This window comes from Brevibacillus sp. IT-7CA2 (assembly GCF_949767855.1).
In the GTDB taxonomy this organism is placed as follows: domain Bacteria; phylum Bacillota; class Bacilli; order Brevibacillales; family Brevibacillaceae; genus Brevibacillus.
Map to the genome: position 1 here is coordinate 1 of NZ_CATKQT010000018.1, position 23,889 is coordinate 23,889.

At 47.8% G+C, this 23,889-nt stretch carries 27 protein-coding genes and 4 tRNA genes; 28 read left to right on the forward strand and 3 right to left on the reverse strand.

Annotation, left to right across the window (positions count from 1 at the left end; translation table 11 throughout):
* Positions 1–3: 3 nt before the first annotated feature.
* The 4 genes from ACM6JA_RS12365 (at position 4) to ACM6JA_RS12380 (ending at position 387) form a co-directional block, all read left to right on the forward strand.
* A tRNA-Arg gene (locus ACM6JA_RS12365) sits at positions 4–77 on the forward strand.
* A 32-nt stretch (positions 78–109) separates the two neighbouring features.
* Positions 110–186: transfer RNA gene (locus tag ACM6JA_RS12370), tRNA-Pro, on the forward strand.
* Between the two features lie 25 nt (positions 187–211).
* A tRNA-Leu gene (locus tag ACM6JA_RS12375) sits at positions 212–299 on the forward strand.
* Between the two features lie 14 nt (positions 300–313).
* Positions 314–387 (forward strand) — tRNA-Gly (locus tag ACM6JA_RS12380).
* Between the two features lie 292 nt (positions 388–679).
* On the opposite strand, the gene ACM6JA_RS12385 is transcribed toward ACM6JA_RS12380, so the two are convergent.
* A complete protein-coding gene (locus ACM6JA_RS12385; protein ID WP_007717167.1) occupies positions 680–1,846 on the reverse strand; it encodes a sensor histidine kinase in 1,167 nt (388 codons plus the stop codon).
* A 213-nt stretch (positions 1,847–2,059) separates the two neighbouring features.
* Between ACM6JA_RS12385 and ACM6JA_RS12390 the strand changes: the two genes are divergently transcribed.
* The 13 genes from ACM6JA_RS12390 (at position 2,060) to ytfJ (ending at position 11,170) form a co-directional block, all read left to right on the forward strand.
* A complete protein-coding gene (locus ACM6JA_RS12390; protein ID WP_414852526.1) occupies positions 2,060–2,710 on the forward strand; it encodes a TerC family protein in 651 nt (216 codons plus the stop codon).
* A 120-nt stretch (positions 2,711–2,830) separates the two neighbouring features.
* Positions 2,831–3,415 (forward strand): YkoP family protein, encoded by a 585-nt coding sequence (locus tag ACM6JA_RS12395; protein ID WP_414852527.1) that lies wholly within the window; start codon positions 2,831–2,833, stop codon positions 3,413–3,415.
* On the forward strand, positions 3,415–4,545 hold the full coding sequence (locus tag ACM6JA_RS12400) for an MGDG synthase family glycosyltransferase (protein WP_414852528.1): 1,131 nt from the start codon (positions 3,415–3,417) through the stop codon (positions 4,543–4,545). Before ACM6JA_RS12395 ends, ACM6JA_RS12400 begins: the two co-directional genes overlap by 1 nt.
* 79 nt (positions 4,546–4,624) lie before the next feature.
* Positions 4,625–4,828: an alpha/beta-type small acid-soluble spore protein gene (locus ACM6JA_RS12405; RefSeq protein ID WP_007717155.1), complete on the forward strand. Its 204-nt coding sequence runs from the start codon at positions 4,625–4,627 to the stop codon at positions 4,826–4,828.
* A gap of 149 nt (positions 4,829–4,977) precedes the next feature.
* Complete coding sequence (locus ACM6JA_RS12410) at positions 4,978–5,184, forward strand: DUF1657 domain-containing protein (RefSeq protein ID WP_007717150.1); 207 nt, start codon at positions 4,978–4,980, stop codon at positions 5,182–5,184.
* Positions 5,185–5,268: 84 nt separating this feature from the next.
* Positions 5,269–6,129, forward strand: a complete 861-nt coding sequence (locus ACM6JA_RS12415) for a DUF421 domain-containing protein (protein ID WP_414852529.1) — start codon at positions 5,269–5,271, stop codon at positions 6,127–6,129.
* A gap of 15 nt (positions 6,130–6,144) precedes the next feature.
* Positions 6,145–6,618: a stage V sporulation protein AC gene (gene spoVAC, locus ACM6JA_RS12420; protein WP_007717140.1), complete on the forward strand. Its 474-nt coding sequence runs from the start codon at positions 6,145–6,147 to the stop codon at positions 6,616–6,618.
* Positions 6,619–6,621: 3 nt separating this feature from the next.
* Positions 6,622–7,638 carry a stage V sporulation protein AD gene (spoVAD, locus tag ACM6JA_RS12425; RefSeq protein ID WP_414852530.1) on the forward strand — a complete coding sequence of 339 codons (1,017 nt, stop codon included), beginning with the start codon at positions 6,622–6,624 and terminating at the stop codon, positions 7,636–7,638.
* 4 nt (positions 7,639–7,642) lie between these two features.
* A complete protein-coding gene (spoVAE, locus tag ACM6JA_RS12430) occupies positions 7,643–7,993 on the forward strand; it encodes a stage V sporulation protein AE (RefSeq protein WP_007717126.1) in 351 nt (116 codons plus the stop codon).
* A gap of 94 nt (positions 7,994–8,087) precedes the next feature.
* Entirely contained in the window at positions 8,088–8,735 is a 648-nt protein-coding gene (gene sleB, locus ACM6JA_RS12435) for a spore cortex-lytic enzyme (protein ID WP_007717124.1), read from the forward strand.
* A 149-nt stretch (positions 8,736–8,884) separates the two neighbouring features.
* Complete coding sequence (locus ACM6JA_RS12440) at positions 8,885–9,853, forward strand: S-layer homology domain-containing protein (RefSeq protein ID WP_414852531.1); 969 nt, start codon at positions 8,885–8,887, stop codon at positions 9,851–9,853.
* Positions 9,854–9,919: 66 nt separating this feature from the next.
* Positions 9,920–10,579: a DUF2953 domain-containing protein gene (locus ACM6JA_RS12445; protein WP_414852532.1), complete on the forward strand. Its 660-nt coding sequence runs from the start codon at positions 9,920–9,922 to the stop codon at positions 10,577–10,579.
* A 108-nt stretch (positions 10,580–10,687) separates the two neighbouring features.
* Entirely contained in the window at positions 10,688–11,170 is a 483-nt protein-coding gene (ytfJ, locus tag ACM6JA_RS12450; protein ID WP_414852533.1) for a GerW family sporulation protein, read from the forward strand.
* A 67-nt stretch (positions 11,171–11,237) separates the two neighbouring features.
* Here ytfJ and ACM6JA_RS12455 read toward each other — a convergent pair whose 3' ends face one another.
* Together ACM6JA_RS12455 and ACM6JA_RS12460 are read right to left on the reverse strand one after the other, a co-directional pair.
* A complete protein-coding gene (locus tag ACM6JA_RS12455; RefSeq protein WP_414852534.1) occupies positions 11,238–11,924 on the reverse strand; it encodes a hypothetical protein in 687 nt (228 codons plus the stop codon).
* A gap of 73 nt (positions 11,925–11,997) precedes the next feature.
* Entirely contained in the window at positions 11,998–15,444 is a 3,447-nt protein-coding gene (locus ACM6JA_RS12460; protein ID WP_414852535.1) for a pyruvate carboxylase, read from the reverse strand.
* 114 nt (positions 15,445–15,558) lie between these two features.
* Here ACM6JA_RS12460 and ACM6JA_RS12465 point away from each other — a divergent pair, with 114 nt between their 5' ends.
* From ACM6JA_RS12465 to ACM6JA_RS12515, 11 genes are all read left to right on the forward strand, one after another.
* Positions 15,559–16,002 carry a gamma-glutamylcyclotransferase family protein gene (locus ACM6JA_RS12465; RefSeq protein ID WP_414852536.1) on the forward strand — a complete coding sequence of 148 codons (444 nt, stop codon included), beginning with the start codon at positions 15,559–15,561 and terminating at the stop codon, positions 16,000–16,002.
* A gap of 49 nt (positions 16,003–16,051) precedes the next feature.
* The gene (locus tag ACM6JA_RS12470; protein WP_414852537.1) at positions 16,052–16,585 is read left to right on the forward strand and encodes a hypothetical protein; all 534 of its coding nucleotides are present in this window, start codon (positions 16,052–16,054) and stop codon (positions 16,583–16,585) included.
* An 89-nt stretch (positions 16,586–16,674) separates the two neighbouring features.
* The gene (tpx, locus tag ACM6JA_RS12475; protein WP_007717107.1) at positions 16,675–17,196 is read left to right on the forward strand and encodes a thiol peroxidase; all 522 of its coding nucleotides are present in this window, start codon (positions 16,675–16,677) and stop codon (positions 17,194–17,196) included.
* 185 nt (positions 17,197–17,381) lie between these two features.
* Entirely contained in the window at positions 17,382–18,011 is a 630-nt protein-coding gene (locus tag ACM6JA_RS12480; protein ID WP_414852538.1) for a TetR/AcrR family transcriptional regulator, read from the forward strand.
* A gap of 7 nt (positions 18,012–18,018) precedes the next feature.
* Positions 18,019–18,723: an MBL fold metallo-hydrolase gene (locus tag ACM6JA_RS12485; protein ID WP_414852539.1), complete on the forward strand. Its 705-nt coding sequence runs from the start codon at positions 18,019–18,021 to the stop codon at positions 18,721–18,723.
* A gap of 71 nt (positions 18,724–18,794) precedes the next feature.
* Positions 18,795–19,274, forward strand: coding sequence for a hypothetical protein (locus ACM6JA_RS12490; protein WP_414852540.1), 480 nt, complete (start codon positions 18,795–18,797; stop codon positions 19,272–19,274).
* An 85-nt stretch (positions 19,275–19,359) separates the two neighbouring features.
* Positions 19,360–20,280 (forward strand): RluA family pseudouridine synthase, encoded by a 921-nt coding sequence (locus ACM6JA_RS12495; RefSeq protein WP_414852541.1) that lies wholly within the window; start codon positions 19,360–19,362, stop codon positions 20,278–20,280.
* A gap of 281 nt (positions 20,281–20,561) precedes the next feature.
* On the forward strand, positions 20,562–21,479 hold the full coding sequence (locus ACM6JA_RS12500) for a fumarylacetoacetate hydrolase family protein (RefSeq protein ID WP_414852542.1): 918 nt from the start codon (positions 20,562–20,564) through the stop codon (positions 21,477–21,479).
* A 24-nt stretch (positions 21,480–21,503) separates the two neighbouring features.
* Positions 21,504–22,664: a homogentisate 1,2-dioxygenase gene (locus tag ACM6JA_RS12505; protein ID WP_414852543.1), complete on the forward strand. Its 1,161-nt coding sequence runs from the start codon at positions 21,504–21,506 to the stop codon at positions 22,662–22,664.
* A 19-nt stretch (positions 22,665–22,683) separates the two neighbouring features.
* Positions 22,684–23,304 carry a flavin reductase family protein gene (locus ACM6JA_RS12510; protein WP_414852544.1) on the forward strand — a complete coding sequence of 207 codons (621 nt, stop codon included), beginning with the start codon at positions 22,684–22,686 and terminating at the stop codon, positions 23,302–23,304.
* Between the two features lie 116 nt (positions 23,305–23,420).
* Complete coding sequence (locus tag ACM6JA_RS12515; RefSeq protein ID WP_082195967.1) at positions 23,421–23,768, forward strand: PspC domain-containing protein; 348 nt, start codon at positions 23,421–23,423, stop codon at positions 23,766–23,768.
* The last annotated feature ends 121 nt before the right edge of the window (positions 23,769–23,889 follow it).

Genomic DNA, 23,889 nt, shown 5'->3' on the forward strand with positions numbered 1-23,889 from the left:
TATGTGCCCTTAGCTCAGCTGGATAGAGCGTTTGACTACGAATCAAAAGGTCGGGAGTTCGAATCTCTCAGGGCACGCATCTTCATATTAAAAAGTGAAGAACTATAATCGGGAAGTAGCTCAGCTTGGTAGAGTACTTGGCTTGGGACCAAGGGGTCGCAGGTTCGAATCCTGTCTTCCCGACCATGATTTGCCCACGTTTTACAGGTTTGCCGGGGTGGCGGAATGGGCAGACGCAACAGACTTAAAATCTGTCGGGAGTTTCTCCCGTACCGGTTCAAGTCCGGTCCTCGGCACCAGCATCTATTTTGATGCGGGTGTAGTTCAATGGTAGAACTCCAGCCTTCCAAGCTGGTCGCGTGGGTTCGATTCCCATCACCCGCTCCATACATAAAGCAGAGAGCCATTAGGTTCTCTGTTTTTTTATGTCTAGGAAAGCAGGACTATTTTTACTTGAGGCAAAAGTATGAAGGCTTATCCAATAGCTGAATAGATAAGCCTTTGTTCAATACAGGTATAATTTTTTGTCGAAAGCTGTCTGACGTTTTCTATGGTAGCAACATATGTTTTCGTGTACAGTAAAACTAAGGTCGCTTACCGATGAAATTGGTAACGGATCTCTTGCCTTGCCTCCTGCCTTGTCAGGGGGCTTTTTTGCGTGATACAAAAGAGAAGCGACCTAGAGAGCTTCCAATCGCGGACCAACTTCCTGGGCATTCGCAATCGGCAGAGAAACGATAAAGCGTGTGCGTTTTTCATTGGAATCACAATGGATCGTGCCTTGATGCTTTTCGATAATATTTTTGCAGATGGACAAGCCGATACCTGTCCCATTTTGTTTAGTCGTAAAGAATGGTTGGAAAAGATTTTCCACGATCTCGGGTGGAATCCTTTCGCCGTTGTTCTCCACACTCAAATAGAGCCATCCATCTGAAGAGGTGGAAATGACATGAATATACTTGTCTGTACGATTTTGCACGGCGTCAATGGCATTGTTTAATAGATTGACGACAACTTGCTTCAAGCCTTCTTCATAACATGCGAGTGAGCAGGGGTGGATTTGTTTTTCAAAACGTATGTTTTCTCCCACGAGGCGAGGCGTAATCAGCATCTCTACTTCTTCAAGCAGTTCTTCTACTTGAACAGTTTTAAAAATTTCATCGAGAATTGGTTTTTTTGAAAAGCTGAGGAATCCGGTCAGTTGCCGATGTAAATTCTCAAATTCATGCATGACGACTTGGATATACGTCTGAAGCTGGGCCTGTTCCTGTGTAGACTCGCCGATCAGCTTCAGGAACCCTTCAATGGCGCACAACGGATTGCGCAGCTCATGAGCCATATTGGCGGCTATTTTACCGAGCATGGTCAGTTTGTCGTTATGCAAATAGGAGATCGTTTCTTCCTTCTGGACCAGCTCTTTATTAATCATTTGTTCAAAATGATAAACAGCCCAGAAGACACTTTCATCCATGGCCTTGCCCAGTTGGCTTTCCAAATAGTGCATTTCTTGTGAGGAGAGGGACCATCTCTGTAATTCCGGTTGGAGAACCCGCCAGAATACATTCCGGTACAATTGATACGTGCGCAAAATGGAGGAGAAGGGGAATTCCTGAGAACGAAGCCACTCTCCCATATCTAATGCCCAAGTCTGCATGTCATGATCTACATCCTCAACCAGATAGCGAGCCAAGAGCACTGTTCGTTTTTCTGCAAAATCGCGAGGAATGGTTACAGGAATTTCCATGCTGCGAACAATTTCTTGCAGCCATATTGTGGTGATACTTGGTGTTAAGTCTAAAATCTTCTTTGAAACGTCGTAAAGGTTTAGCGTCACAGTCTCCACCATCTCTTATCCACCCCACTAAAATCGTAAGGGAAAATGCCTAATTTAGACAAGGTATAATTAGCCTGATTTCGCAATAAAATGTATTTTTTTCGGAAGTTTTTATCTACAAAATCCGCTGAAAACCGCCTTTTTTCGGAAAAATATTCAATCATGAGTCCGATTCCAGTCGCATAAAGTAGAATGGACGAACTTTATTGGACCAGGGAGGCAGGGATGGGCGAGTATTTTTGGCTGGGTCTTGTACACATCTTTATGATCGATCTGGTATTAAGCAGTGACAATGCTGTGGTCATAGGTATGGCCTGCCGCGGACTCCCAAGAAATGAGAGAAAACGGGCGATTTTATATGGGACATTGGGTGCAATCCTCTTGCGAATTGTGCTAACGGGAATGACTACCTGGATGTTGGATATTCCTCTCGTGAAGGCAATCGGGGGATTATTATTGCTATGGATAGCATGTAAGCTGATGCTGGGTGAGAATGAAGAGCTCGCAAACGTATCGCATAATCAGACAATTGGTCAGGCAGTCAGGACTATCATAGTAGCAGATTTTGTCATGAGTTTGGACAATGTTTTGGCAGTTGGTGGAGCAGCACATGGCGATTTATGGTTAGTTTTGCTGGGGTTAGCGATGAGCATTCCACTATTAATGTGGGGAAGTGTGTGGATTGCCCGCATGATGAATCGTTTTCCCAGTATGGTCATCATTGGCGGCGGAATTCTTACCTTTACAGCCGTTGATATGTGTCTTCAGGATCCGTATGTCTGGAAGTGGGTGAATCCTCTTCTTCTCAATCATATGTGGTTGCCCGTATTTGCTGCCGTAGTAGTTATGTTTTGGGGGCGGATAAAAAGGACGTGAAAAGGTGATGAGGATGGTACATTGTTGGACATACTACAACAAAGGTCATGGTCGTTTTGCGGAATGTAAGTGGTCACATCCAGCTGAATGAAAACATAGCGGGAAAGGAACTATTTAGAAATGAATACAAGCCTCTTGATGCTATGGGGATACTGGGATGAAATCTACCAGCGTTGCACCAGACTTACCTATATTGAGAAAGGGAACAATATATTTCGGGTTGTTGTTTTACGCTATCGGGGAGAGCCACTTGTTACTACCGATAACCGCATCATTCACGACGGGGATTTGATCTTAAAGCTACATATACACAATTATTACTTAGCTACACTGTGCAAAGGAGTGAAGGATGAACTACGCGTGGCACTTCTTTTGCGAAGACATATCCTCCAATCACTGCCGAAGCTAGCCACGTTCCTGGACTCGATGGAAAATAAAGATCAAATAAAAGGGATAGTGGGAACAACTATGCTACATAAAGGGGTAACACCTTTGGGCTTCTCGATTTCGGATGTGCCCATGACTTGGTTTTTTCGATACAAGCGATGGTACTTGCGTCTCATGCTCAGAATCGTGCATCCCAATGGAAAGCGACGCTTGCAATCATGGAATCATGAAAGGCCCCTAAAGCGTGTTTATATGTCCAAGGAATTTTTACTCAATCGATATGCTGAGGGCAAGCAGCCTCTAGGAGAGTCCTACTAATGGCAAAGCGGTTTCTGCTAGTGACAGAGGAATGGGCAGGGAGTGGTCATCGGATGGCTGCTGAAGCTCTGCAGGAAGTTTTACTGGAAAGTGAGGGGGCACGATCAGCGCGAGTGGTGGGAGGACTGAAAACCGCCAGTCCAGGCTTACGTGTGCTCTCTCATTTTTTTTATCGCAATATGCTGCGCTACGGTCAACCCGTGTGGCAACGCATCTATGAACAGGATGAAATGCTGAGTAGTGCATTGAGCAAAGCACTGGGATGGTGGCTATCCGCAAGATTAACCAATCAACTGTTGCAAGAAGAGAAGCCAGATGTCGTCATCGCTACGCATGCATACTGCTTGTCCGCATTGGCAGAAGCGAAGAGAAGGGTGTCCAAGCCTTTCCAGCTCGTGTGTGTGCCCACGGACTTCCATATTAATCGGTTTTGGGTTCATCCAGAAATTGATGCGTACATGGTGGCACATGAGCAAATTGCGCAAAATCTAATCGAGCGCTATGGGATAGCACCGGAAAAAATCCATGTTTATGGCATTCCAGTTCGGCCTGCTTTTACGACAGCGTTGAATACCGGCAAAGCGGCTTGGAAAAAGCAGCTTGGACTTGTGCCAGATCAATTCACCGTGTTGATTGGTGGGGGAGAAGGCGGTTATGGTGGAGTGGAGCAGGTCGTACGAGAGTTGCTGTTGGAAGAGCAACCATTGCAGATCGTAGTCGTGACTGGGAAGAATACAAGCCTGTACAGACGACTGACGGGCCTGTTAGGTACGGAGATCACTGACCATCATTTTATACTGAAAGGGTTTGAGCCGCAAATGTGGCAGTGGATTGGAGCAGCTGACGCCTATATAACGAAGCCAGGTGGCATTTCGTGTGCGGAGTCACTTGCTCTTAAGACACCGCTCATTTTATTTCACCCATTACCCGGACAAGAAAAGCATAATTGCTCCTTTTTACTCGAGCAACAAGCGGCGATCTTGGCTGAAACGCCAGTAGAAATCAAAGAAATCATCAGGTTATGGCGTCAGCCAGAAAAAAGGGATGCTTTTGTAGGAGGTTTGGACAAGCTGGGGCGACCAGAAGCAGCTCATCGAATAGCTCATGTCCTTCTCCAATTAACAGACTAAAATTGGAAGAAAAAAAGAACGAATGAACAAGCAAAACTTCACACATATTAAACTTACAAACGACGAGGAGGTGATATAAATGGCGAACAACAACAGATCCAGTAACAATCTGGTGGTTCCTCAAGCAAACCAAGCTCTGGACCAACTGAAATACGAAATCGCATCCGAATTCGGTGTTCAGCTTGGACCAGACACCACTTCCCGTCAAAACGGTTCAGTTGGAGGAGAGATTACAAAACGTCTTGTCTCCTTTGCTGAGCAACAACTGGCTGGACGTGGCTAATCTCATAAGCTGGATGAAGGGAGGCACCTATGGTGTCTCTCTTTTTATTTTTCTAACAAAAGGTAATTATTTACAGATGAAAAAGGGGCAGACCACCGCATAAATAATGGGTGGAGGCGGATTCTATATGTGTTAGGAGGTGAGTGGATATGACAGTAGGAGCACAAGTGAAACAAACCCTTGCCAGCTTGAAAGGCGCACAAGCAGATTTTGAAACGTTTGCTCTGAGCACGCAAAACAAGAAAGCGAAGCAATTGTATTCGCAAGCAGCAGAGCAAACGCAATCCATTGTAGATAACCTCCAGCAGCGTGTAACGGAGCTGGAAAAGGAAGAACCACAGTTTAAGGGATTCTAGTGGAAGTGTTGGGAAAGGGAGAGGGACTTCCTCTCTCTTGGTTTTACTATCTATAACAATCACCTCAGGTGATGGAGGTGGCTTATGCCTGATTGGTTATCAATCCTTTTGCGCTCAATAGGCGCTGTTGCTTACTTATTTCTATTGACAAAGATCATTGGGAAAAGGCAAATCAAGCAACTTACATACATCGAATATATCGTCGGCATCAGCATCGGTTCGATAGCGGCTTTTATGGCAACCGAAATGGATGGGCCGGTCTACCATAGTTTGATCGCCATGGGGGTTTTTGCGCTTTTCCCTTATTTAATGGAGTGGCTTTCACTCAAGAGCAAGCTTCTCCGCGACTTATTTGAAGGGAAATCAACGGTTCTCATCAAGGAAGGCAAAATTTTGGAAGACAATCTGAAAAAGGAACGATTGACCGCGGAAGACTTGATGGAACAATTACGAGTCAAAAACGTGTTCCGAGTAGCCGATGTAGAGTTTGCGTTAATGGAAACAAGCGGGGAAGTCAGTGTCCTCTTAAAATCAGAGAGTCAGCCGGTAACCCCCAAACACCTTGAATTGACAGTGGCTCCTACGGAAGAGAATCAGGTGGTCATTATGGATGGGGTCATCATGGACGAGTCCCTGGCAACAGCAGGTCTGAATCGTAGATGGGTTCGCACGGAGCTCCAAAAAGCGGGAGTGGCTTTGGAAAATGTTTTCCTCGGCCAAGTAGACAAAGGTGGAGAGCTCTATCTCGACCTGTATGACGATAAACTGATGGTTCCCGGTGCCCAAGCGACGAAGCTGGCTTTTGCTACATTGAAAAAATGTCAGGCGGATTTGGAGCTATATGCACTTAATACAAAAAATGAGCAAATGAAGCGTACCTACCAAACCGATTCGGAACAGCTACAAGAGATTATCGATCAAGTAAAACCGTTCCTGATACGGTAAAAAGGAGTAAGTGACATGGCAGATCAAAAAAAGAAAAAGCTGACCCCCGTCCAGCAAGAATATCAGCAATTGGCAAAGACGCACGAGCCTCCGCGACCGCTTTTACGCAATTTTACACGGGCATTTTTAGTGGGTGGCGGCATTTGTATGATCGGACAAGGGATACAAGAAATGTTCATTCACTACTTCGATTTTACGGAGAAAACTGCTGGGAATCCTACAGTAGCTGTCTTGATCATTCTTTCGGCTCTTTTGACCGGTCTAGGACTATATGACCGGATTGCCCAATGGGCTGGGGCAGGTACGAGTGTGCCGGTTACGGGTTTTGCCAACTCGATTGCATCTGCGGCGATCGAGCATCGCAGCGAAGGACTTGTTCTGGGGGTAGGCGGGAACATGTTCAAGCTCGCGGGGTCAGTGATCGTGTTTGGTGTAGCGGCGGCATTCGTCGTTGGCTTGATCAAAACATTGTTTACGATGGGAGGCTGACAGATGCGCCAGGGTCATCAGTCTTGGGTCTTTCCTTTAAAACCTGTCATTCTCGGTCACGCTGCGATTGGTGGGCCTTTTGAGGCTAAAGGACCGTTAGCCGACGACTTTGATATCCTGCACGGTGACTTGATGATTGGACAAGACAGCTGGGAAAAGGCGGAAAAAGTCCTGCTAGAAGAAGCGTGCTCGAAAGCGGTGGAGAAAGCGGGGCTCACGAAAGAGCAAATAAACTTTATGCTTGCCGGGGATTTAATGAACCAGATCATATCTGCCAGCTTTTCGGCCCGGACGCTTTCGATTCCGTTTCTGGGGATTTTCGGAGCGTGCTCCACAGCGATGGAAGGCTTGGCCTTGGCTGCTCTCATGGTGAATAGTCAAGCTGCTGAATACGTCCTGGCTGCTACCTCCAGTCACAATGGGGCTGCGGAAAAGCAATATCGTTATCCAACCGAGTACGGTTCACAGAAACCCCCAACGGCACAATGGACCGTGACGGGAGCAGGGGCTGCTGTTGTAGCCAGTCAGGGTAAGGGTTTGCGGATTACGGGAGCCACCATCGGTCATGTAGTCGATATGGGATTGACAGACCCATTCAATATGGGAGCAGCGATGGCGCCAGCCGCGTTATCCACGATTGAGTCGCATTTCCGTGACTTTCAACTCCCTCACGACCATTATGATTTGATCGTAACAGGCGATTTAGGACGAACGGGCCATGCCATTTTATCTGATCTGTTGCCCAAGCATCACATGCACATTCCCTTAGAGCGCTATGTCGATTGCGGGAAGCTCATTTATGGAGAAAATCCAAATGTGTGGTCGGGTGGTAGCGGATGTGGCTGTATCGCTACAGTGACGTACGGGCACCTACTTCGGCGGATGAAGCAAGGAGAATGGAAGCGAATCTTGCTGGTTGCCACGGGAGCCCTCTTATCCCCGTTGACCTTCCAGCAGGGAGAAAGCATTCCTTGCATCGCCCATGCCGTGGCTGTTGAGTCGGAGCAACTTGGAGAGTGATACCATGATGTTTTTGTGGGCGTTTCTCGTAGGAGGAACGATTTGCTTAATCGGTCAATTTCTCATGGATGTCGTCAAGCTCACACCTGCCCATACGATGTCCTCCCTTGTTGTCACTGGGGCAGTGCTAGACGGACTCGGTCTATACGAGCCACTGGTTAATTTTGCCGGAGCAGGAGCGACAGTACCCATCACGAGCTTTGGAAATGCACTGGTGCACGGGGCAATGGCAGAAGCCGAAAAGCATGGAGTCATTGGCATTATTACAGGCATTTTTGAAGTGACGAGTGCAGGGATTTCGGCTGCCATCGTCTTCGGATTTATCACGGCAGTCTTGTTCCGACCAAAAGGATAATGGCAGGTACATATTGCCACTTGTGCCAAAATACTTGAATTGAACCTACTTTCGCCAACTTGTAGAATGAGTTGGGTAAAGGAGGGAACAATTTATGTGGTGGAGCAAGAAAGCAGTAACAACCTTGCTTGCTGCCTTTATGGTTGTAGCGTTTATTTTCCCGGCCGACTCCCTGGCAGCCACACAGATTCAGCGCGGTAGTGTGAACGGGGATGTATGGGATTTGCAGTATCGTTTGCAGATGCTGGGCTACTACAATGGCAAAATGGATGGCATTTACGGAGCGAATACAACAAAGGCCGTCAGACAGTTTCAAAAAGCATACGGATTACAGATTGACGGTATTACTGGTCCAAATACATGGCGCGTTCTAAAGAAAGTGTCGGTAAATAAAGCGGAAATGCAGATGCTGGCCCAGCTGGTCTATTCCGAAGCACGCGGAGAACCTTATGAGGGCCAAGTAGCTGTGGCTGCGGTTGCGTTGAACCGTGTCCAGTCCAAAAACTTTCCCAATACACTTGCGGGTGTCATCTTTGAGCCATTAGCGTTTACCGCTGTAGATGATGGACAATTCTGGATGACTCCTAACAAGACTGCTTACAAGGCAGCTTGGGATGCTGTACGAGGATGGGACCCAACCAAAAACTCGCTTTACTACTTTAATCCTGTTACGGCGACCTCCAAGTGGATTTGGTCTCGTACACAAGTGAAAAAGATCGGCAAACACATTTTTGCCATTTAACCATTGATCATGCAGCCCTTGAAACAGTATTCGTCATGATGCTGTTCGAGGGCTTTCCTTTTGACTGGAAACTATTGTTCATTGTTTTTGCAAAATAGTTCGATAAAATGATACGAAAGGATTCGCAAATTTCCCCATGGAGGTTGATGATGAAGAAACGGATGATCCTTGCCTCGCTGGCAGCCTTTTTGCTCATAGGTACACCAGTTGTCGAGGCAGAAACAACGAAAATGAATGAAACACCTTATGTAGACATTAGCGGCCATTGGGCAGAACAAGAAATCAATCAACTTTACATAGCCGACGTAATTGGTCAAAACCAATATTTTCGACCTGATGACAACGTGACATTGGGTGAACTGCTTACGATGTTTGTGAATGCGAAAGGAATTGAACCTCTTGGCAACAAGCAATCATCCTTTGCGGACGTCCCGGCAAACAGCTGGCTGTCGTCCTATGCAGAGACTGCCTATCGACTGGGAATTGTCCATGGGCAAAAGCAGGGGAATCACCTATACTTACATCCGGATGCCCCAGTAAAAAGAGCAGAGCTCGCCTCTATTCTGGTAAGAACGATGGGGGACAGCGGAATAGTCAATAACTTCAAGTGGTCTACAACGATCCAGACATTGAACCAATACATGGATGGGAACAACGTGAAAGAGAAAGAGCAACGCCCACTCGTTTACGCCATGCAAAACGGGTTAATGAGTGCCTATGAGGACGGTACTTTGAAGCCGAACAAGTACATGACGAGAGCCGAAGCAGCCACATACGCGGCCCTTCACTTGCTTCCGGATAAGCCGAGAACGACAAAAGCCCTCGCAAACGGTACACCTTTTCGCCAGGAATTAACGGTACAGACGACTGCTTACAGCTATACGAACGACAAGATCCTGTCGTATCTGGAGTATCCACTGCGCGAAGGTGTTGTAGCGGTTGATCCAAATGTCATCCCACTTGGTACGCACTTGTACATCGATGGCTACGGCTATGCAGTGGCAGCTGATATCGGTGGTGCGGTAAAGCAACGCCATGTGGATCTGTATCTTCCGACGTTGAACGAAGCTGAAAATCATGGCTTGCAAAAAGGCGTCAAAGTATACGTGCTTGATTAATAAAAATGCTGAACATATTTCCTGCTCTTTCCACTCATACTAACGAGGAAGGGGTGGGATTTTTTCATGGTATGGGTGTTGCTAGGATTGCTTGGTTTATTTGTCCTACTAGTAATCACGCCAATACAGTTGACGTGTTTATACAGTCGCGAGGGCGATAATGATCAATTAGAGATTACAATTGCAGCTTGGGGTATCATTCGCAGGAAATACGAAATTCCCATTCTCCTCTTGAAAATGACAGAAGCTGGGCCAGAGCTTGTTGCAAAGGTGGAAACGATTCAGCATGGAAGCAAGCTTCGGGAAAAGGTCAAAGATTTTACGCGGAGACAAGTGAAGAAATGGTATCGCAATTATCGTGACGTGCTGGAAAGAGTACGTGACTTGCTGCCTTTGCTAAAAGACCTGTTCAAACAAATTCGTTGTACGAAGCTAGAATGGCATACGTTGTTGGGCACAGGTCAGGCAGCGGAAACAGGGGCGCTGACAGGACTAATCTGGGGAGTGAAAAGCCTGATAGTCGGGATTCTCTCCCACTCCATCTCTTTACAGACGATGCCTGCCATGAGTGTACAGCCTGTCTGGAACCAAGCACTTCTACATACGAAAGTTCAAGCGGTGTTACATTTTTATTTGGGCCAGTTCGTTTTCTATGCGCTAAAAGTTTTTCTGCGGATTCGAAAAAGTAAACAGCGAAAATGGCAAGCTGCGCCTACGCGTGCCTAATCACAAATGTGAGAGCATACATATTTATTCCCTTGTGCAGGGTACATGTTCCGGATTTGTTGGGGGAATGATAAAACATGACACCGATAGGAAGGAGGAGCGACAAATATGGCAGACCACCCGATTCAAGGCCTCATGAGAACAGCGATGGAAAATCTCAAGCAAATGGTGGACGTGAATACAATCATTGGTGATCCTGTTGAGACACCTGACGGTAGTGTCATTCTTCCGATCTCCAAGGTAGGATTTGGTTTCGCGGCCGGGGGTAGTGAGTTCCAATACGATCACCATCATAATGGGCATCAACACACTCAACAGCATGAACATACTAGTAACCCGTTTGGTGGGGGTAGTGGGGGCGGTGTCTCTATCACACCTGTAGCATTTTTGGTCGTGGGCAAACAAGGAATTCGTTCGATTCCACTGGAAAATACGACCCATCTCTATGACCGGATTTTGGATTCTGTTCCGCAAATCGTGGATAAGGTTCAGGGGATGTTTACCAAATCGGATGAACCTACTGTTTATTCCAATACGATAATTGCCAGAGCAGAAGAACAAGATTTGGAAGACCTTATGGATCGAAAGTAAGAAAAACACAAAACAGGTATGCTCCACAAAAGGGGCATACCTGTTTTTAGATAGTAGGCGTATGGCATTACCAGAGTTCGTTTACATACAAGCCTGTTTTTGCAGCATGCTGATAATGAAGGCTCGAGCTGGAGGAGGCGATATAAGGATGGAGGGCCATCGCTTCCTCGTAATAACGTGAAAAGGAGCCGAGGGGCTTGCTTTGCAATCCCAATGTACCTGCTCTGAATGCTTGGGCTACACGCTCCATTGTATTTGTATAGTCCACATAGCGGGTTTGTACGGCCTCCGACCATTCTTCATCATCCATTTCCAGTTGTCCATCTGGTAACAGCTTGATTCCAAACGTTTGGAGTTTTTCCTCTTCATCTTTTGCCACTTGAGCGAATGCATCTAACTTTTGCGTCGTCAAGGTATCTGCTTTTTCCGCAAGAAATAGCTGTAGGCGATTGTATTTACTTACTAACGACTGTGTTCGCTCATGTAATCGCTCAATGTCAGGTCCAGCCTCGCTGTCTTTCCCGGCGGCAATAAATTCCCGAGCACTCTTCTCCAAATCTGAGGAAAACCGGTACAGACGCGATAAGGAATCGGAAAGCTCCGTTGTCCATTGCTGCTGACGAGTGTAGTACGGCTGCAAATTAAAACTGAGAATCGGATTGACTGGCGTGCTTAATTTTGCCTGAAGCATATGGGAATGATAGCGGCCTACCCGCTGGTTTAATGGAACATGGCTGACTCGATTCGTTTTCATGTCGGTCACCTCCTCATAAGCAAATGGAATGAATCCCTAGGATCAATTTACTATCTCCTATTATAGACGATGCCTACTCCATTTCAATGAGCAGATCGCCAGTTTGAATCGCTTCGCCTGCTTTCACGTAGACGGCTTTAATTTTTCCGTCGAGCGGGGCTTGAATCGTCGTCTCCATTTTCATCGCTTCACTCACCAAAAGATGCTCACCTTTTCGCACCTTGTCACCTTCAGCTACAAGCACCTTGAGCACTTTTCCTGGCATAGAGGCACCAAGGTGGGCAGGGTTTTGTGCTTCTGCTTTTCGGCGGATCAGTTCAGAGACTTTTGCGGACTGGTCACGGATGAAAATTTCACGTGGCTGTCCGTTCAGTTCAAAATAGATGATGCGTCGGCCATCAGGATGAAGCTCGCCAACTGCGACCAGCTTGATAATCAGTGTTTTACCGCGTTCGATCGTAATGGCAGTTTCCTCACCCGGACGCAATCCGTAGAAAAACGTTCCCGTATTCAATACCGAGAGGTCACCGTATTCCTTCAGGCGTTGTTCAAATTGTAAATAGACTTGCGGATACATGATATAGGATAGGACGTCTAGATGACTGGGCTCACGTCCGATTTTGGCTTCCAGCTCAGCCGCAACTTGCGTAAAGTCAACGGGCGCGAGCAATTCACCTGGACGTGCAGTAAAGGCATCGCGACCTTTTAACACGAGCTCCTGCAACTTCTTCGGGAACCCTCCCGGCGGTTGGCCAAGATACCCTTGGAAAAATTGAATGACGGAATCCGGAAAGTCGAGGCGTGTGCCTTTCTCCCAAATATTTTCCTCATTCAAGTTGTTTTGGACCATGAACAGTGCCATGTCACCGACGACCTTGGATGACGGGGTCACTTTTACGATGTCGCCACACATTTGATTGACGACAGCATACATGTGCTTCACTTCGTCCCAACGGCCTTCCAGACCAACGGCTTTGGCTTGCTGCTCCAGATTGGTGTATTGTCCGCCAGGCATTTCGTGAACGTACACCTCCGTGTTGCTCGCTTTCATGCCGCTTTCAAAGCCTTGGTAGTACGGACGTACATCCTCCCAGTAATCAGACAGCTTGTTGAACGATTCAAGAGATAAGCCAGTCTCACGCTCCGTATGGGCTAGGCTCGCGATCAACCCGTTCAAGCTTGGCTGGGAAGTGAGTCCAGACATGGAGCTGACGCAAGCATCGACGATATCCACGCCTGCTTCGATCGCCTTCAGAAGCATGGCGCCAGCGTTTCCTGACGTATCGTGAGTATGCAGATGGATCGGAATGCTGATTTCTTGTTTTAAAGCAGAGACGAGCGAATGAGCAGCATACGGCTTCAAAAGACCTGCCATATCCTTGATCGCGAGAATATGGGCACCTGCTTTTTCCAATTCTTTAGCCAGATTGACATAGTAGGCCAAGCTGTATTTGGTCTTGGTCGGGTCCAGAATATCTCCGGTGTAGCAAATCGCTGCTTCGGCTACCTTGCCAGATTCACGTACGGCTTCAATAGCTGTTTGCATTCCGGGAAGCCAGTTCAGGCTGTCAAAGATCCGAAAGACATCGATGCCATTTTCCGCAGAGGCTTTGACGAAGGCGTGGATCACATTATCCGGGTAATTGGTATAGCCTACGCCATTTGCTCCGCGCAAGAGCATTTGGAACAGAACATTCGGTATACGTTGGCGGAGAATTTGCAGTCGTTCCCAGGGAGATTCCTGCAAAAAGCGCATCGTCGTGTCAAAAGTGGCGCCACCCCACATCTCCAGCGAGAAGAGCCCGGAACCGAGCTTACCTGTGGCTTCTGCAATGGTAGCGAGATCGTAGGTGCGCACACGCGTAGCAAACAAAGATTGGTGGGCATCGCGGAATGTCGTGTCTGTGACAAGCACCTGCTTCTGTGCCTGAATCCAGCGTACCAGACCGTCGGCACCTTCTTTGTCCAGAATTTGCTTCGTACCGTCCGGATATGGCTGGGTAAATGGTGTCCGCGGGATGCGAGGCGAGTCGAAGTGCGGCTTTTTCTCCGATTTCTGGAGACCAGGATATCCGTTGACAATCGCGTCTCCGATATAAGATAGTAATTTGGTACCACGGTCTTGACGGCCAGGGAAGATGAACAGTTCTGGTTTGGTGTCAATAAACGATGTATCGTAGTTGCCACTCAAAAAATCAGGATGTGTCACGACATTTTCCAAAAACGGCAGGTTCGTTTTCACGCCACGAATACGGAACTCACGCAGTGTGCGCAGCATTTTGCGAGCGGCTTGATCAAAGCTCGCGCCATACGTGGAGATTTTGACCAGAAGCGAGTCGTAAAACGGTGTAATGATCGCGCCTGGATAACCATTGCCGCCGTCCAGCCTTACGCCGAAGCCTCCACCGGAACGCCAGGCGGACAAGCGACCGGCATCTGGCAGGAAGTTGTTTTCAGCGTCTTCTGTTGTGACACGGCACTGGATGGCAAAACCACTCATCTGGATATCACTTTGCGCACGGATGCCAATTTCTTCATCGGAGAGCGCATGACCCTCAGCTACGCGAATCTGCGACTGAACAATGTCGATTCCAGTGATGAGCTCCGTGATGGTATGCTCTACTTGAATGCGTGGATTGACTTCTATAAAATAAAAACGCTTGTCCGGCGTTAACAAAAACTCGACAGTACCAGCGTTCGAATAACCGGCTTTTTGCATGAGAGTGAGAGCAGCCTGGCAAATATCTTCACGCAGTTTGTCATCCAACGATAGGCTCGGTGCTACTTCGACCACTTTTTGATGGCGTCGTTGAACAGAGCAATCGCGCTCATACAGATGGACGATGTTTCCATGGTTGTCACCGAGAATTTGGACCTCGATGTGTTTGGGCTGTTCCAAGTATCGCTCCAAATACACCTTGGAATTGCCGAAGGAAGAGCGGGCCTCGGAACGTGCACGATCTAACGAATCTTGCAATTCCTCCTGACTGCGGACGATACGCATGCCACGGCCTCCGCCGCCAGATACACCTTTAATAATGATGGGGTAGCCGTATTCTTTGGCAAAGAGAAGCGCCTCTTGGAGTGTTTCGATTGGCTCCGGAGTGCCTGGAATCACTGGGATTTCTGCTTCAATCGCAAGACGACGGGCTTCTACCTTGTCCCCGAATTTGTCGATCAGCTCAGGGGATGGTCCAATGAAAATGATGCCTTCCTCTTGGCAACGCTTTGCAAAATCAGCATTCTCAGCAAGAAATCCATAGCCTGGGTGAATGGCATCGATATCGTTGCGCTTGGCAATTTCAATGATACTTTCGATATCGAGGTAAGCCTCAATAGGCCCTTTTCCCGCTCCGACCAAGTAAGACTCGTCAGCCTTGAAGCGATGGATAGAAACGTTGTCCTGCTCGGAGTACACGGCTACCGTACGTATGCCGAGTTCCGTTGCTGCGCGAAAGATCCGAATGGCGATCTCACCGCGGTTTGCTACCAGTAGGCGATTGATTTTTCTCTTTTTCATTATTCTCTCCCCCTTACGTCTCGGAAAAAAAAGACGTATTAAAATTATATATAGAACAAATATACAAAATTTTCTCGACACAAGACACACCTTTTTTCGATCACAGGAGGATGGATGAACGTGAACAATCAGAACGACAAGCTGCCTGTATTTGTGTACGGTACACTTTTGACGGGATTTGGAAATCATAGGAATTACGTGAAACCGTATCAGCATGAGGCAACACCAGCCACGATCCTAGGTGAGATCTATCATTTGCCGGCAGGCTATCCGGGATTGCTGAAAGGAGAGCAGGAGGTCGTGGGGGAGATTGTCACGTTTGCCCCTGACGTGTACGAGCAAGCGTTAGCTGGACTGGACGAGCTGGAGACGTACTATGGCGAGGGTGATCCGCGCAATGAATACGAGCGGATCATCGTATCAGCGACGATAGAAGGAACAGCTCAGGTCGTGAACGTCTACGTATATCGTTATTTGGATCGAGACCTGGTCAAGCAAACAGGCGTGCACATTCCGCATGGGAATTGGCGACGCTACATGCAAGAGCAGTCTGAATAGCCAGTGCTAGTTTTGCCAAAACTGGTAGGGAAAAGGAGGGAGCCCTGCCATGGAATTACTCCATTGTGAACCTGCACAAATCTGGCGTTACCTGATTCCACAAAATCACTGGATGTTTCCCGACGATGTTCCAGAAGATGAACTGATCTTTCATTATCGCGACCATATTTATTTTGTAAACAATGAGGGCTCAGTTTTGTCCATGCCACAGCCTGCTTGCTTCGAAACGCTGGATATGGGGACCTTGCTGGAGTATTTGGCAACATCGGACGACACCATTGATTTTGACGATGAAGGAGAATTCGATTACGGTCATGTCTTAAAGCGTATGGGGTATATCGTGCCAGTCAGGGACAAGCGGGAAAAAGCTACGTATCAAATTGAGATTATCAACACGGCATTGCCGAAGGCACATGGAACGCGGTACGAAATGAAGCAGGTTACCTTTGCTTTTGCCCTCTATCACGCGCTGATGCGCTGTCATGAGCTGAATGCGAAAACGGATTGGGAGTATGAGCATGAAGTGAAGCGAATCGCCGAGGTACAAGCCAAGCGAAGCGGGAAAGTGCAAGTGAATCTGTAATTTCTACTATTGGCATAGTGAAAAAAAGTGAATGATAGGGTATGATTATTGAGGTACATACTGAAAGATTTGGTGAGGAGGAAGAAATCATGACAACTGCTGTTGAGCGTCAAGGCGCATTTGTATTCAAAGGTGGTCCTGTAACACTGCTCGGTCCTGAAATCAAAGTAGGAGATACTGCTCCTAACTTTACTGTAGTAGGTGGCGATCTGTCCCCTGTAACTTTGGAAGATTCCAAAGGCACTGTTCGCATCATCTCCGTAATCCCTTCTATTGACACTGGCGTGTGCGATGCACAAACTCGCCGTTTCAACGAAGAGGCTGCGAAATTGGAAGGCGTTACTGTGCTGACTGTTTCCGTTGACCTGCCATTCGCGCAAAACCGCTGGTGCGGTGCTGCTGGCATCGACAAAGTGAAAACAGTATCTGACCACAAAGACCTGTCCTTCGGTACAGCTTACGGCGTAGCGATCAAAGAATTCCGTCTCTTGGCTCGCGCTGTATTCGTAATTGATGCAAACGACAAGGTTGTACACGCTGAGTATGTGGCTGCTGCTGGTGAGCATCCAAACTACGAAGCTGCGATTGCTGCTGCACAAGCTGCGAAGTAAGCAAAAAACAATCCTTTTTATGAGTAAGCTCCCTTTTTGTCCAAGTGACGAAAAGGGAGTTTTTTATTTGCAGCAAGTGGAAAAAATAGTCTTGACGGATTTGATAACCAGTGGTTATATTATAACCACTGGTTACTAACCGCTGGTTATAAAGTTTTCGAGAAGTAAGGAGCTGAATATCACGCATGGCAAGCAAACAAGAAATACGCTCAGAAGAAACGAAACGGGCGATTTTGACGGCGGCAGCAGACCTTTTCGCTACCCGAGGCTTTGATGCGGTATCCATCAGGGAAATCGCCAAGGCAGCCGGCTGTTCCCATACAACCCTCTATATTTATTTCAAGGACAAAGAAGCACTGCTTCATCATCTGTCCAAGGAACCTTTGCAAAGCTTGACTCTACAAATGGAAGAAACACTGTCCAAACAAGGACGAACACCAGAAGAGAATCTGCGTGAAATCAGCAGTCAGTTCATCCACTTTTGCTTGCGCAATCGAACGATGTATACCTTATTCTTCATGATCAAAGCCTCTCGGATCGATGTAGAGGAACCGGAAAAAGAATTGCAAACGATGCGCAATCAATTGTTTGGTTTATTGAGTGAGGCTGTAAGAAGATGCTTGCCAAGTGACATAGAGGAAGAAAAAGCGCTGGCCCATGCTCGGATTTACTTCTACACGTTGCATGGCATCGTCGGTACGTATACACATTCCGAAGAACCATTGGACAGCTTGATGGAAAGGTTAGCACCTACATTCGCTTTATCCGTAGATGTTTTTCTCGCAGGAAGTCAAAAAATAATGAACAGGGAGTGACAAGAGAATGATTAGAGTGGAGCAAATCTCGGCGAACATTTGGTGTATCAAAGCGTGGTTGTTGATTCCTTTGCGGGTCTGGATTGTCAGGGAGGAAGATGGCGTTACGCTTGTTGATGCGGGGATGCCATTTATGACGAAACGGATTATGGCTTTTATCAAGCAGCTGAATGCAGGACCACTCAAGCGAATTTTGCTGACGCATGGTCATTCGGATCACGTGGGGGCCGTTAAAAAAATCGCGGCGGAAGGAACCGTACCAGTCTTTGGCCATCGAATCGAGATTCCGTATATGGAAGGGAAAGAGCTGTATCCTCGTCGTAAAAAGCTGGAAGTAAACGTTCAGCCTGGCTTGGCTCAGCCTTTGCCAGAGGATGCTGAAGGGAAAATAACTCCCATTGGCGAACTGCAACCTTATCTGACACCTGGTCATTCTCCGGGGCATGTGGTGTATTATCACGAAAAGGACGGAGTTCTTTTGGCGGGAGACTTGTTTACTTCCAAACGCGGCAGATTGCATCGTCCCATGCCGATGTTTACGGCGGATATGGCTCAAGCACTCAAAAGCAGTTTGATCGTCCGCCAATTGCGACCACGCTATTTGGAAGTATGCCATGGCAAACCGATCGAAAATCCAGCAGAACAGCTTGATGACTATGTAAAAGAGGTCTCTACTACTTTTTCGATTCCAACTCGTGTTTGGCAATCATAGGGCAATGATCGACTACCAAGTCGTATGAAACGAATCCCCTTTTTCTTGCGTCATAGGTTTGAGGTGATTGGATGAAAAAGGTAGGATGGCTTGGTCAACTTTTTCTGATAGCGACACTGTTACTGACGGGGTGTGGGAACGGATCGTCCGCGCAAGGGACTTCACAGCTTGCGGAACCACCACAGCCAGTCATTGAATGGAGCGGAAAAACAGCTACGACGGTACCTGCATCTTCCTGCTGGAGCTATAATAGCGAGTCGATCTGCAAGGATACGGCGGCACCACCGGAACTCGTCGCAGAGCATAAGCCTGCACCCCTGCAAGTAAAGCCGGGGGCGACGCTGACCGTCAATTTTGCCCAGCAGCCAACTGCAAATACGCTCAAGGTAACACAGTGGAACGGTATAAGTGAAGTTGAGCTATCAGTGGAAAACGGCAATCAGTGGAAGGCACCCGAACAGCCGGGCTGGTATTTGTTCGATGTTCGCGGTCAGTGGACGCAAGGCGATGCAGGTCATGCATTTGTCATCGAAGTGAAAGACAACATCTGATAGACACTCCAGACGGTTATGGCCAAACAGCCATGATCGTTTTTTGCTATACTGAGGAGGAGGGAAGACTTAAAGGAGAGACAACATGCTAGAAGAATTAATTAGCTTCACGGTTGATGAGGCAGATGCAGGGCAAACTGTGCGAGAAGTACTGCAAAAGCGGTATGGTGTATCGCGTCGCTTGCTCATTCGTGCCAAGTTTAAAGGCTCCATTACACGGAATGGCGTCCTCGTATATGTGAACGAAAAATTGCAAGCTGGCGATAAAATAGCAGTCATGGTTGAAGAAGAGGTGGAAGAGACCGTTTCCCCAGAGGACATGCTGCTCTCCATCCGTTACGAGGACGAGGATTTGATGGTCATCGCAAAGCCAGCAGGATTGGTCGTTCATCCGACAGGAAATCATCCTAGTGGAACATTGGCAAACGGGATGATCGCTTATTGGAAAAAGCGTGGTGAGCACAGAAAGTTCCGAGCGGTGAACCGTTTGGATAAAGATACATCAGGCTTGATGATCGTAGCCAAGAATCAATGGGCGCATGAACAATTCAGCCGCATGCAGCAGATCAGGACGTTGCAGCGGACCTATCGAGCTATCGTTCAAGGGATCGTGGAGTCAGACGAAGGTACGATTGATTCGCCGATTGGTCTAGCGGAAAATTCGTTTATCACCAGACAGGTGAGACCGGATGGGCAGACAGCTGTTACCCACTATCATGTACTTGCCCGAGGGGAAGGAATGAGTTTTGTTGAGGTGAAGCTGGAGACGGGACGCACGCATCAGATTCGTGTACATATGAGCAGTGAAGGGCACCCACTTGCAGGAGATGATCTGTATGGGGGAGAACGGGAGCATATCGGCAGACAAGCTTTGCATGCATGGGGGCTATCTTTTGTCCATCCGCGTAGCGGTCTTGCAATGAGCTGGGAGGAGCCGCTGCCACGTGATATGGAGCAGCTAGTCCAACAATTTTTTCCCGATTATCCATGCAAGGAAATGACCTAGGCGAAAAATTTCGTCATTTCCCTCTGGAAAGCTGTAAGCGTTTTCGATATGATAGAAGAAATTCGTTACAAACATTGGAAACACAACAGAGAATAGCTGGCTGTCTGCGGGGGAAAATCCCGCAAAGATTTTTTTCAGTAGCAGACTAGACCCAGCTTGCGCCTGAAGCCTGTTTCGGATCGTTTTGACAAAGAGGGTTTCCCTTTCTATTTGTCATGCACCGGAATTGCTTTGGGGGTGAGCTGGGTTTTCTTATTTGCCTAAGAGAAGGAGAGGGTTTCATGAAGCTGGTTTCCTATCGAGAAAGGGAAAGGGATGCTTGGCGAGCGGGGCTCTTGCAAGAAGGAAAAGTCAAAGATATTGCACATGCTTGCCTGGGCGCGCCGAGCACAGTGAGTGGTTTGCTCGAGGAGTGGGAGAACTGGTTACCCGTTCTCCAAACAGCATACGAGGCACAGGATGGCTGGGATTTGGAACAAGTCGAGCTAGGTTCGCCACTCCCACGTCCCGCCAGCTTTCGTGACTTTTACGCCTTCGAGGCCCATGTGAAGACAGCGCGAGCCAACCGTGGACTTCCGATGGTGCCCGAATGGTATCACTTCCCCGTCTTTTATTTTTCGAATGCAGCAGCTTTTACAGGGACACAAGCGAATATTCGTAGACCCAAAGCAACCGAGTGGCTGGACTATGAGCTGGAAATTGCCTGCGTGATTGGAAAAGCAGGAGTAAACATTCCAGTAGAACGAGCGGAAGAGCACATCGCAGGATATTGTATCTTAAACGACTGGAGCGCCCGGGATATACAACGGGAAGAGGTCAAGGTCGGATTAGGGCCAGCAAAAGGCAAAGACTTCGCAACGTCCATGGGACCGTGGCTGGTTACACCGGAGGAGCTGGCGGATGTACGTATTGCAGGCGAAAAGGGCAGCCGCTACGATCTGGAGATGGTGGCACGCATCAATGGTAGGGAGTATTCAAAAGGAAACTTCAAAGACATTCACTATACATTCGCTGAAATGATTGCCCGCGCCTCGGAGGATTGCTCCTTGTATCCCGGAGATGTTATCGGATCAGGAACAGTAGGGACTGGCTGCATTTTGGAGCTGGGGACAGAGCAGTATGCTTGGCTTGCGCCAGGTGATGTAGTAGAGCTAGAGGTGGAACGCCTCGGTGTGCTTCGCAATACGATTTGTGAATAAGGATGAAAAAGGAGGAAGGAACGTATGGCTTTTTATCAACGAATGGGGGAAGTTCCACAAAAGCGGCATACGACGTTTTACAAGCCGGATGGGGGACTGTACCGCGAGCAAGTGATGGGAACCAAAGGGTTTTCCGGAATTCAATCAATCCTGTATCACCACAATCCACCTACCCAAGTGAGGGAGACACGCAAATACGCAGATGTCCGCTTGGAATATGTGGAGCAGGTTGATTTGAAGCATCAGCATTTTAAAACGTTTGATGTTCAGCCGGGTGGGGACCCGATTTTCGGACGTCGCTACATGCTGGGAAATAACGATGTCGTCATGGCAGTATGCGCACCGACAGAGCCGATGGATTACTTTTATCGCAATGCGGATGGGGATGAAGTCGTCTTTGTCCATGAAGGTGAGGGAGAGCTGCAAACGATTTTCGGTACACTCACTTACAAGCCAGGCGACTACCTCGTCATTCCAATCGGCACGACCTATCGGATTGTACCTTCTTTGCAGAGTCGTTTCCTCGTCATCGAGTCCCAGAATGAGATCGTGCCACCAAAGCGTTATCGCAACGAGCACGGTCAATTGTTGGAACATTCGCCGTTTTGTGAACGTGATATTCGTTTGCCGGAAAAATTGGTGACGCATGTGGAAAGCGGAGACTTCGAGGTGCGCGTCAAACGTCAATCCGTGGTCTACAGCTACTTCTTTGACTTCCATCCGTTCGATGTCGTGGGCTGGGACGGTTATTTGTATCCGTATGCACTGAGTGTTCATGATTTTGAACCGATTACTGGACGCATTCATCAACCGCCACCTGTCCATCAAACCTTTGCTGGTCAAAACTTTGTCATCTGCTCGTTCGTTCCGCGGATGTACGACTATCATCCGCAAGCAATCCCAGCGCCTTACTACCACAGTAATGTAGAAAGTGACGAGGTGTTATACTACGTAGATGGCAATTTTATGAGCAGAAAAGGTATTTATGAGGGTTCGATCACTCTGCATCCAATGGGGATTCCTCACGGGCCGCATCCAGGCAAGGTAGAGGCGAGCATTGGGAAAAAAGAAACGCAGGAGCTGGCTGTTATGCTGGACACATTCAACCCGCTTCACGTTACAAAGCAAGCGTTGGAAATTGAGGATGAGGCATACATGTCAAGCTGGATGCCACCGCAGGAATAGGAAGAGGTGCAAAAACGCAATGGAAATCGCTATTCACGAGATTGAACGGCAGGAAAAATACAAGCTCTTGATCGGTTGCATCGTCCCGAGGCCGATCGCTTGGGTCACCTCGTTAGGGGAGGGGACGATCGTCAATGCCGCTCCTTTCAGCTATTTTAATGTCGCCAGCATTGAACCGATGATGGTTTCGGTTGCCGTCATGCGCAAGCCGGGTAGTGTCCCAAAAGATACGGCACGAAACATCATGCAAACGGGAGAATTCGTGGTCAATATGGTGGACGTACACAATGTGGATGCGGTCAATCAGACTTCTGCTGATTATCCGCCAGAGATCAGTGAAGTAGAGGCAATAGGGCTGGAAGTCGTACCATCTGTTCTCGTCAAGGTACCGAGACTGCGTGCATCCCGCATCCATTTTGAGTGCAAGCTGCATCAGATTGTGGAATTAGGTAGTCCGACGACTTCGGATTTGATTATCGGGGAAGTGGTGCATGTACATGTAGCAGATGAGCTGTATCATGCAGGACGGATTGATGCAGCAGCGTTTGCACCGGTTAGCAGATTAGCGGGTCATACGTATGCGACTCTGGGCGAACAGTTTGATCGTCCCCGCCCTGTTTATGAGCCGCCTGCTAAATGATTGATCTCCGTCCAGCGACGGAGGACAAATCCCTCTACGGACCATTTTACCGGAATCGCCTATCGGGTATCCTGTAGATACAAGGCAAGCGGATACTGTAGAGAGGGTGGAATGCAATGATGGAAAGACGACTATACCGTTCTCATGATAAACGGTTATTTGGAGTTTGTGGTGGGATTGCGCAATTTCTGCGCATTGACTCTACGCTGGTACGTGTAGGAGTTGTCGTTCTCACTGTTTTTACAGGAGTACCGATTTTGCTTTACTTGCTGATGGCGATGATCATGCCAAAGGAACCGCAGTGGTCATACGCTTCTGACGGTTTCCCGATGCATGATGTACCATACAGTGGACATGCACGTATGAACGATTTGGATCAGGAGATTGACCGTTTGGAGAAGCGAGCTTTGGTACAAGAAGTGTATCGCCTGCGCGAAGAATTGGGCAAATACAAAGGACTCTAAAGTAAATAAGAGACTTCCAGGGCTTTACGCTCATGGGAAGTCTCTTTTCACTTTTACCTATTTTGACCCTACAAAAAAATTGGTCAGCAACTTCTGGAGATCGCTGCATAACATGTAAGGT

Excerpts from the sequence above, each read along its gene's own strand:
- ACM6JA_RS12385 (WP_007717167.1), bottom strand. The coding sequence starts at position 1,846 with ATGGTGGAGACTGTGACGCTAAACCTTTACGACGTTTCAAAGAAGATT.
- ACM6JA_RS12390 (WP_414852526.1), top strand. The coding sequence starts at position 2,060 with ATGGGCGAGTATTTTTGGCTGGGTCTTGTACACATCTTTATGATCGAT.
- ACM6JA_RS12395 (WP_414852527.1), top strand. The coding sequence starts at position 2,831 with ATGAATACAAGCCTCTTGATGCTATGGGGATACTGGGATGAAATCTAC.
- ACM6JA_RS12400 (WP_414852528.1), top strand. The coding sequence starts at position 3,415 with ATGGCAAAGCGGTTTCTGCTAGTGACAGAGGAATGGGCAGGGAGTGGT.
- ACM6JA_RS12405 (WP_007717155.1), top strand. The coding sequence starts at position 4,625 with ATGGCGAACAACAACAGATCCAGTAACAATCTGGTGGTTCCTCAAGCA.
- ACM6JA_RS12410 (WP_007717150.1), top strand. The coding sequence starts at position 4,978 with ATGACAGTAGGAGCACAAGTGAAACAAACCCTTGCCAGCTTGAAAGGC.
- ACM6JA_RS12415 (WP_414852529.1), top strand. The coding sequence starts at position 5,269 with ATGCCTGATTGGTTATCAATCCTTTTGCGCTCAATAGGCGCTGTTGCT.
- spoVAC (WP_007717140.1), top strand. The coding sequence starts at position 6,145 with ATGGCAGATCAAAAAAAGAAAAAGCTGACCCCCGTCCAGCAAGAATAT.
- spoVAD (WP_414852530.1), top strand. The coding sequence starts at position 6,622 with ATGCGCCAGGGTCATCAGTCTTGGGTCTTTCCTTTAAAACCTGTCATT.
- spoVAE (WP_007717126.1), top strand. The coding sequence starts at position 7,643 with ATGATGTTTTTGTGGGCGTTTCTCGTAGGAGGAACGATTTGCTTAATC.
- sleB (WP_007717124.1), top strand. The coding sequence starts at position 8,088 with ATGTGGTGGAGCAAGAAAGCAGTAACAACCTTGCTTGCTGCCTTTATG.
- ACM6JA_RS12440 (WP_414852531.1), top strand. The coding sequence starts at position 8,885 with ATGAAGAAACGGATGATCCTTGCCTCGCTGGCAGCCTTTTTGCTCATA.
- ACM6JA_RS12445 (WP_414852532.1), top strand. The coding sequence starts at position 9,920 with ATGGTATGGGTGTTGCTAGGATTGCTTGGTTTATTTGTCCTACTAGTA.
- ytfJ (WP_414852533.1), top strand. The coding sequence starts at position 10,688 with ATGGCAGACCACCCGATTCAAGGCCTCATGAGAACAGCGATGGAAAAT.
- ACM6JA_RS12455 (WP_414852534.1), bottom strand. The coding sequence starts at position 11,924 with ATGAAAACGAATCGAGTCAGCCATGTTCCATTAAACCAGCGGGTAGGC.
- ACM6JA_RS12460 (WP_414852535.1), bottom strand. The coding sequence starts at position 15,444 with ATGAAAAAGAGAAAAATCAATCGCCTACTGGTAGCAAACCGCGGTGAG.
- ACM6JA_RS12465 (WP_414852536.1), top strand. The coding sequence starts at position 15,559 with ATGAACGTGAACAATCAGAACGACAAGCTGCCTGTATTTGTGTACGGT.
- ACM6JA_RS12470 (WP_414852537.1), top strand. The coding sequence starts at position 16,052 with ATGGAATTACTCCATTGTGAACCTGCACAAATCTGGCGTTACCTGATT.
- tpx (WP_007717107.1), top strand. The coding sequence starts at position 16,675 with ATGACAACTGCTGTTGAGCGTCAAGGCGCATTTGTATTCAAAGGTGGT.
- ACM6JA_RS12480 (WP_414852538.1), top strand. The coding sequence starts at position 17,382 with ATGGCAAGCAAACAAGAAATACGCTCAGAAGAAACGAAACGGGCGATT.
- ACM6JA_RS12485 (WP_414852539.1), top strand. The coding sequence starts at position 18,019 with ATGATTAGAGTGGAGCAAATCTCGGCGAACATTTGGTGTATCAAAGCG.
- ACM6JA_RS12490 (WP_414852540.1), top strand. The coding sequence starts at position 18,795 with ATGAAAAAGGTAGGATGGCTTGGTCAACTTTTTCTGATAGCGACACTG.
- ACM6JA_RS12495 (WP_414852541.1), top strand. The coding sequence starts at position 19,360 with ATGCTAGAAGAATTAATTAGCTTCACGGTTGATGAGGCAGATGCAGGG.
- ACM6JA_RS12500 (WP_414852542.1), top strand. The coding sequence starts at position 20,562 with ATGAAGCTGGTTTCCTATCGAGAAAGGGAAAGGGATGCTTGGCGAGCG.
- ACM6JA_RS12505 (WP_414852543.1), top strand. The coding sequence starts at position 21,504 with ATGGCTTTTTATCAACGAATGGGGGAAGTTCCACAAAAGCGGCATACG.
- ACM6JA_RS12510 (WP_414852544.1), top strand. The coding sequence starts at position 22,684 with ATGGAAATCGCTATTCACGAGATTGAACGGCAGGAAAAATACAAGCTC.
- ACM6JA_RS12515 (WP_082195967.1), top strand. The coding sequence starts at position 23,421 with ATGATGGAAAGACGACTATACCGTTCTCATGATAAACGGTTATTTGGA.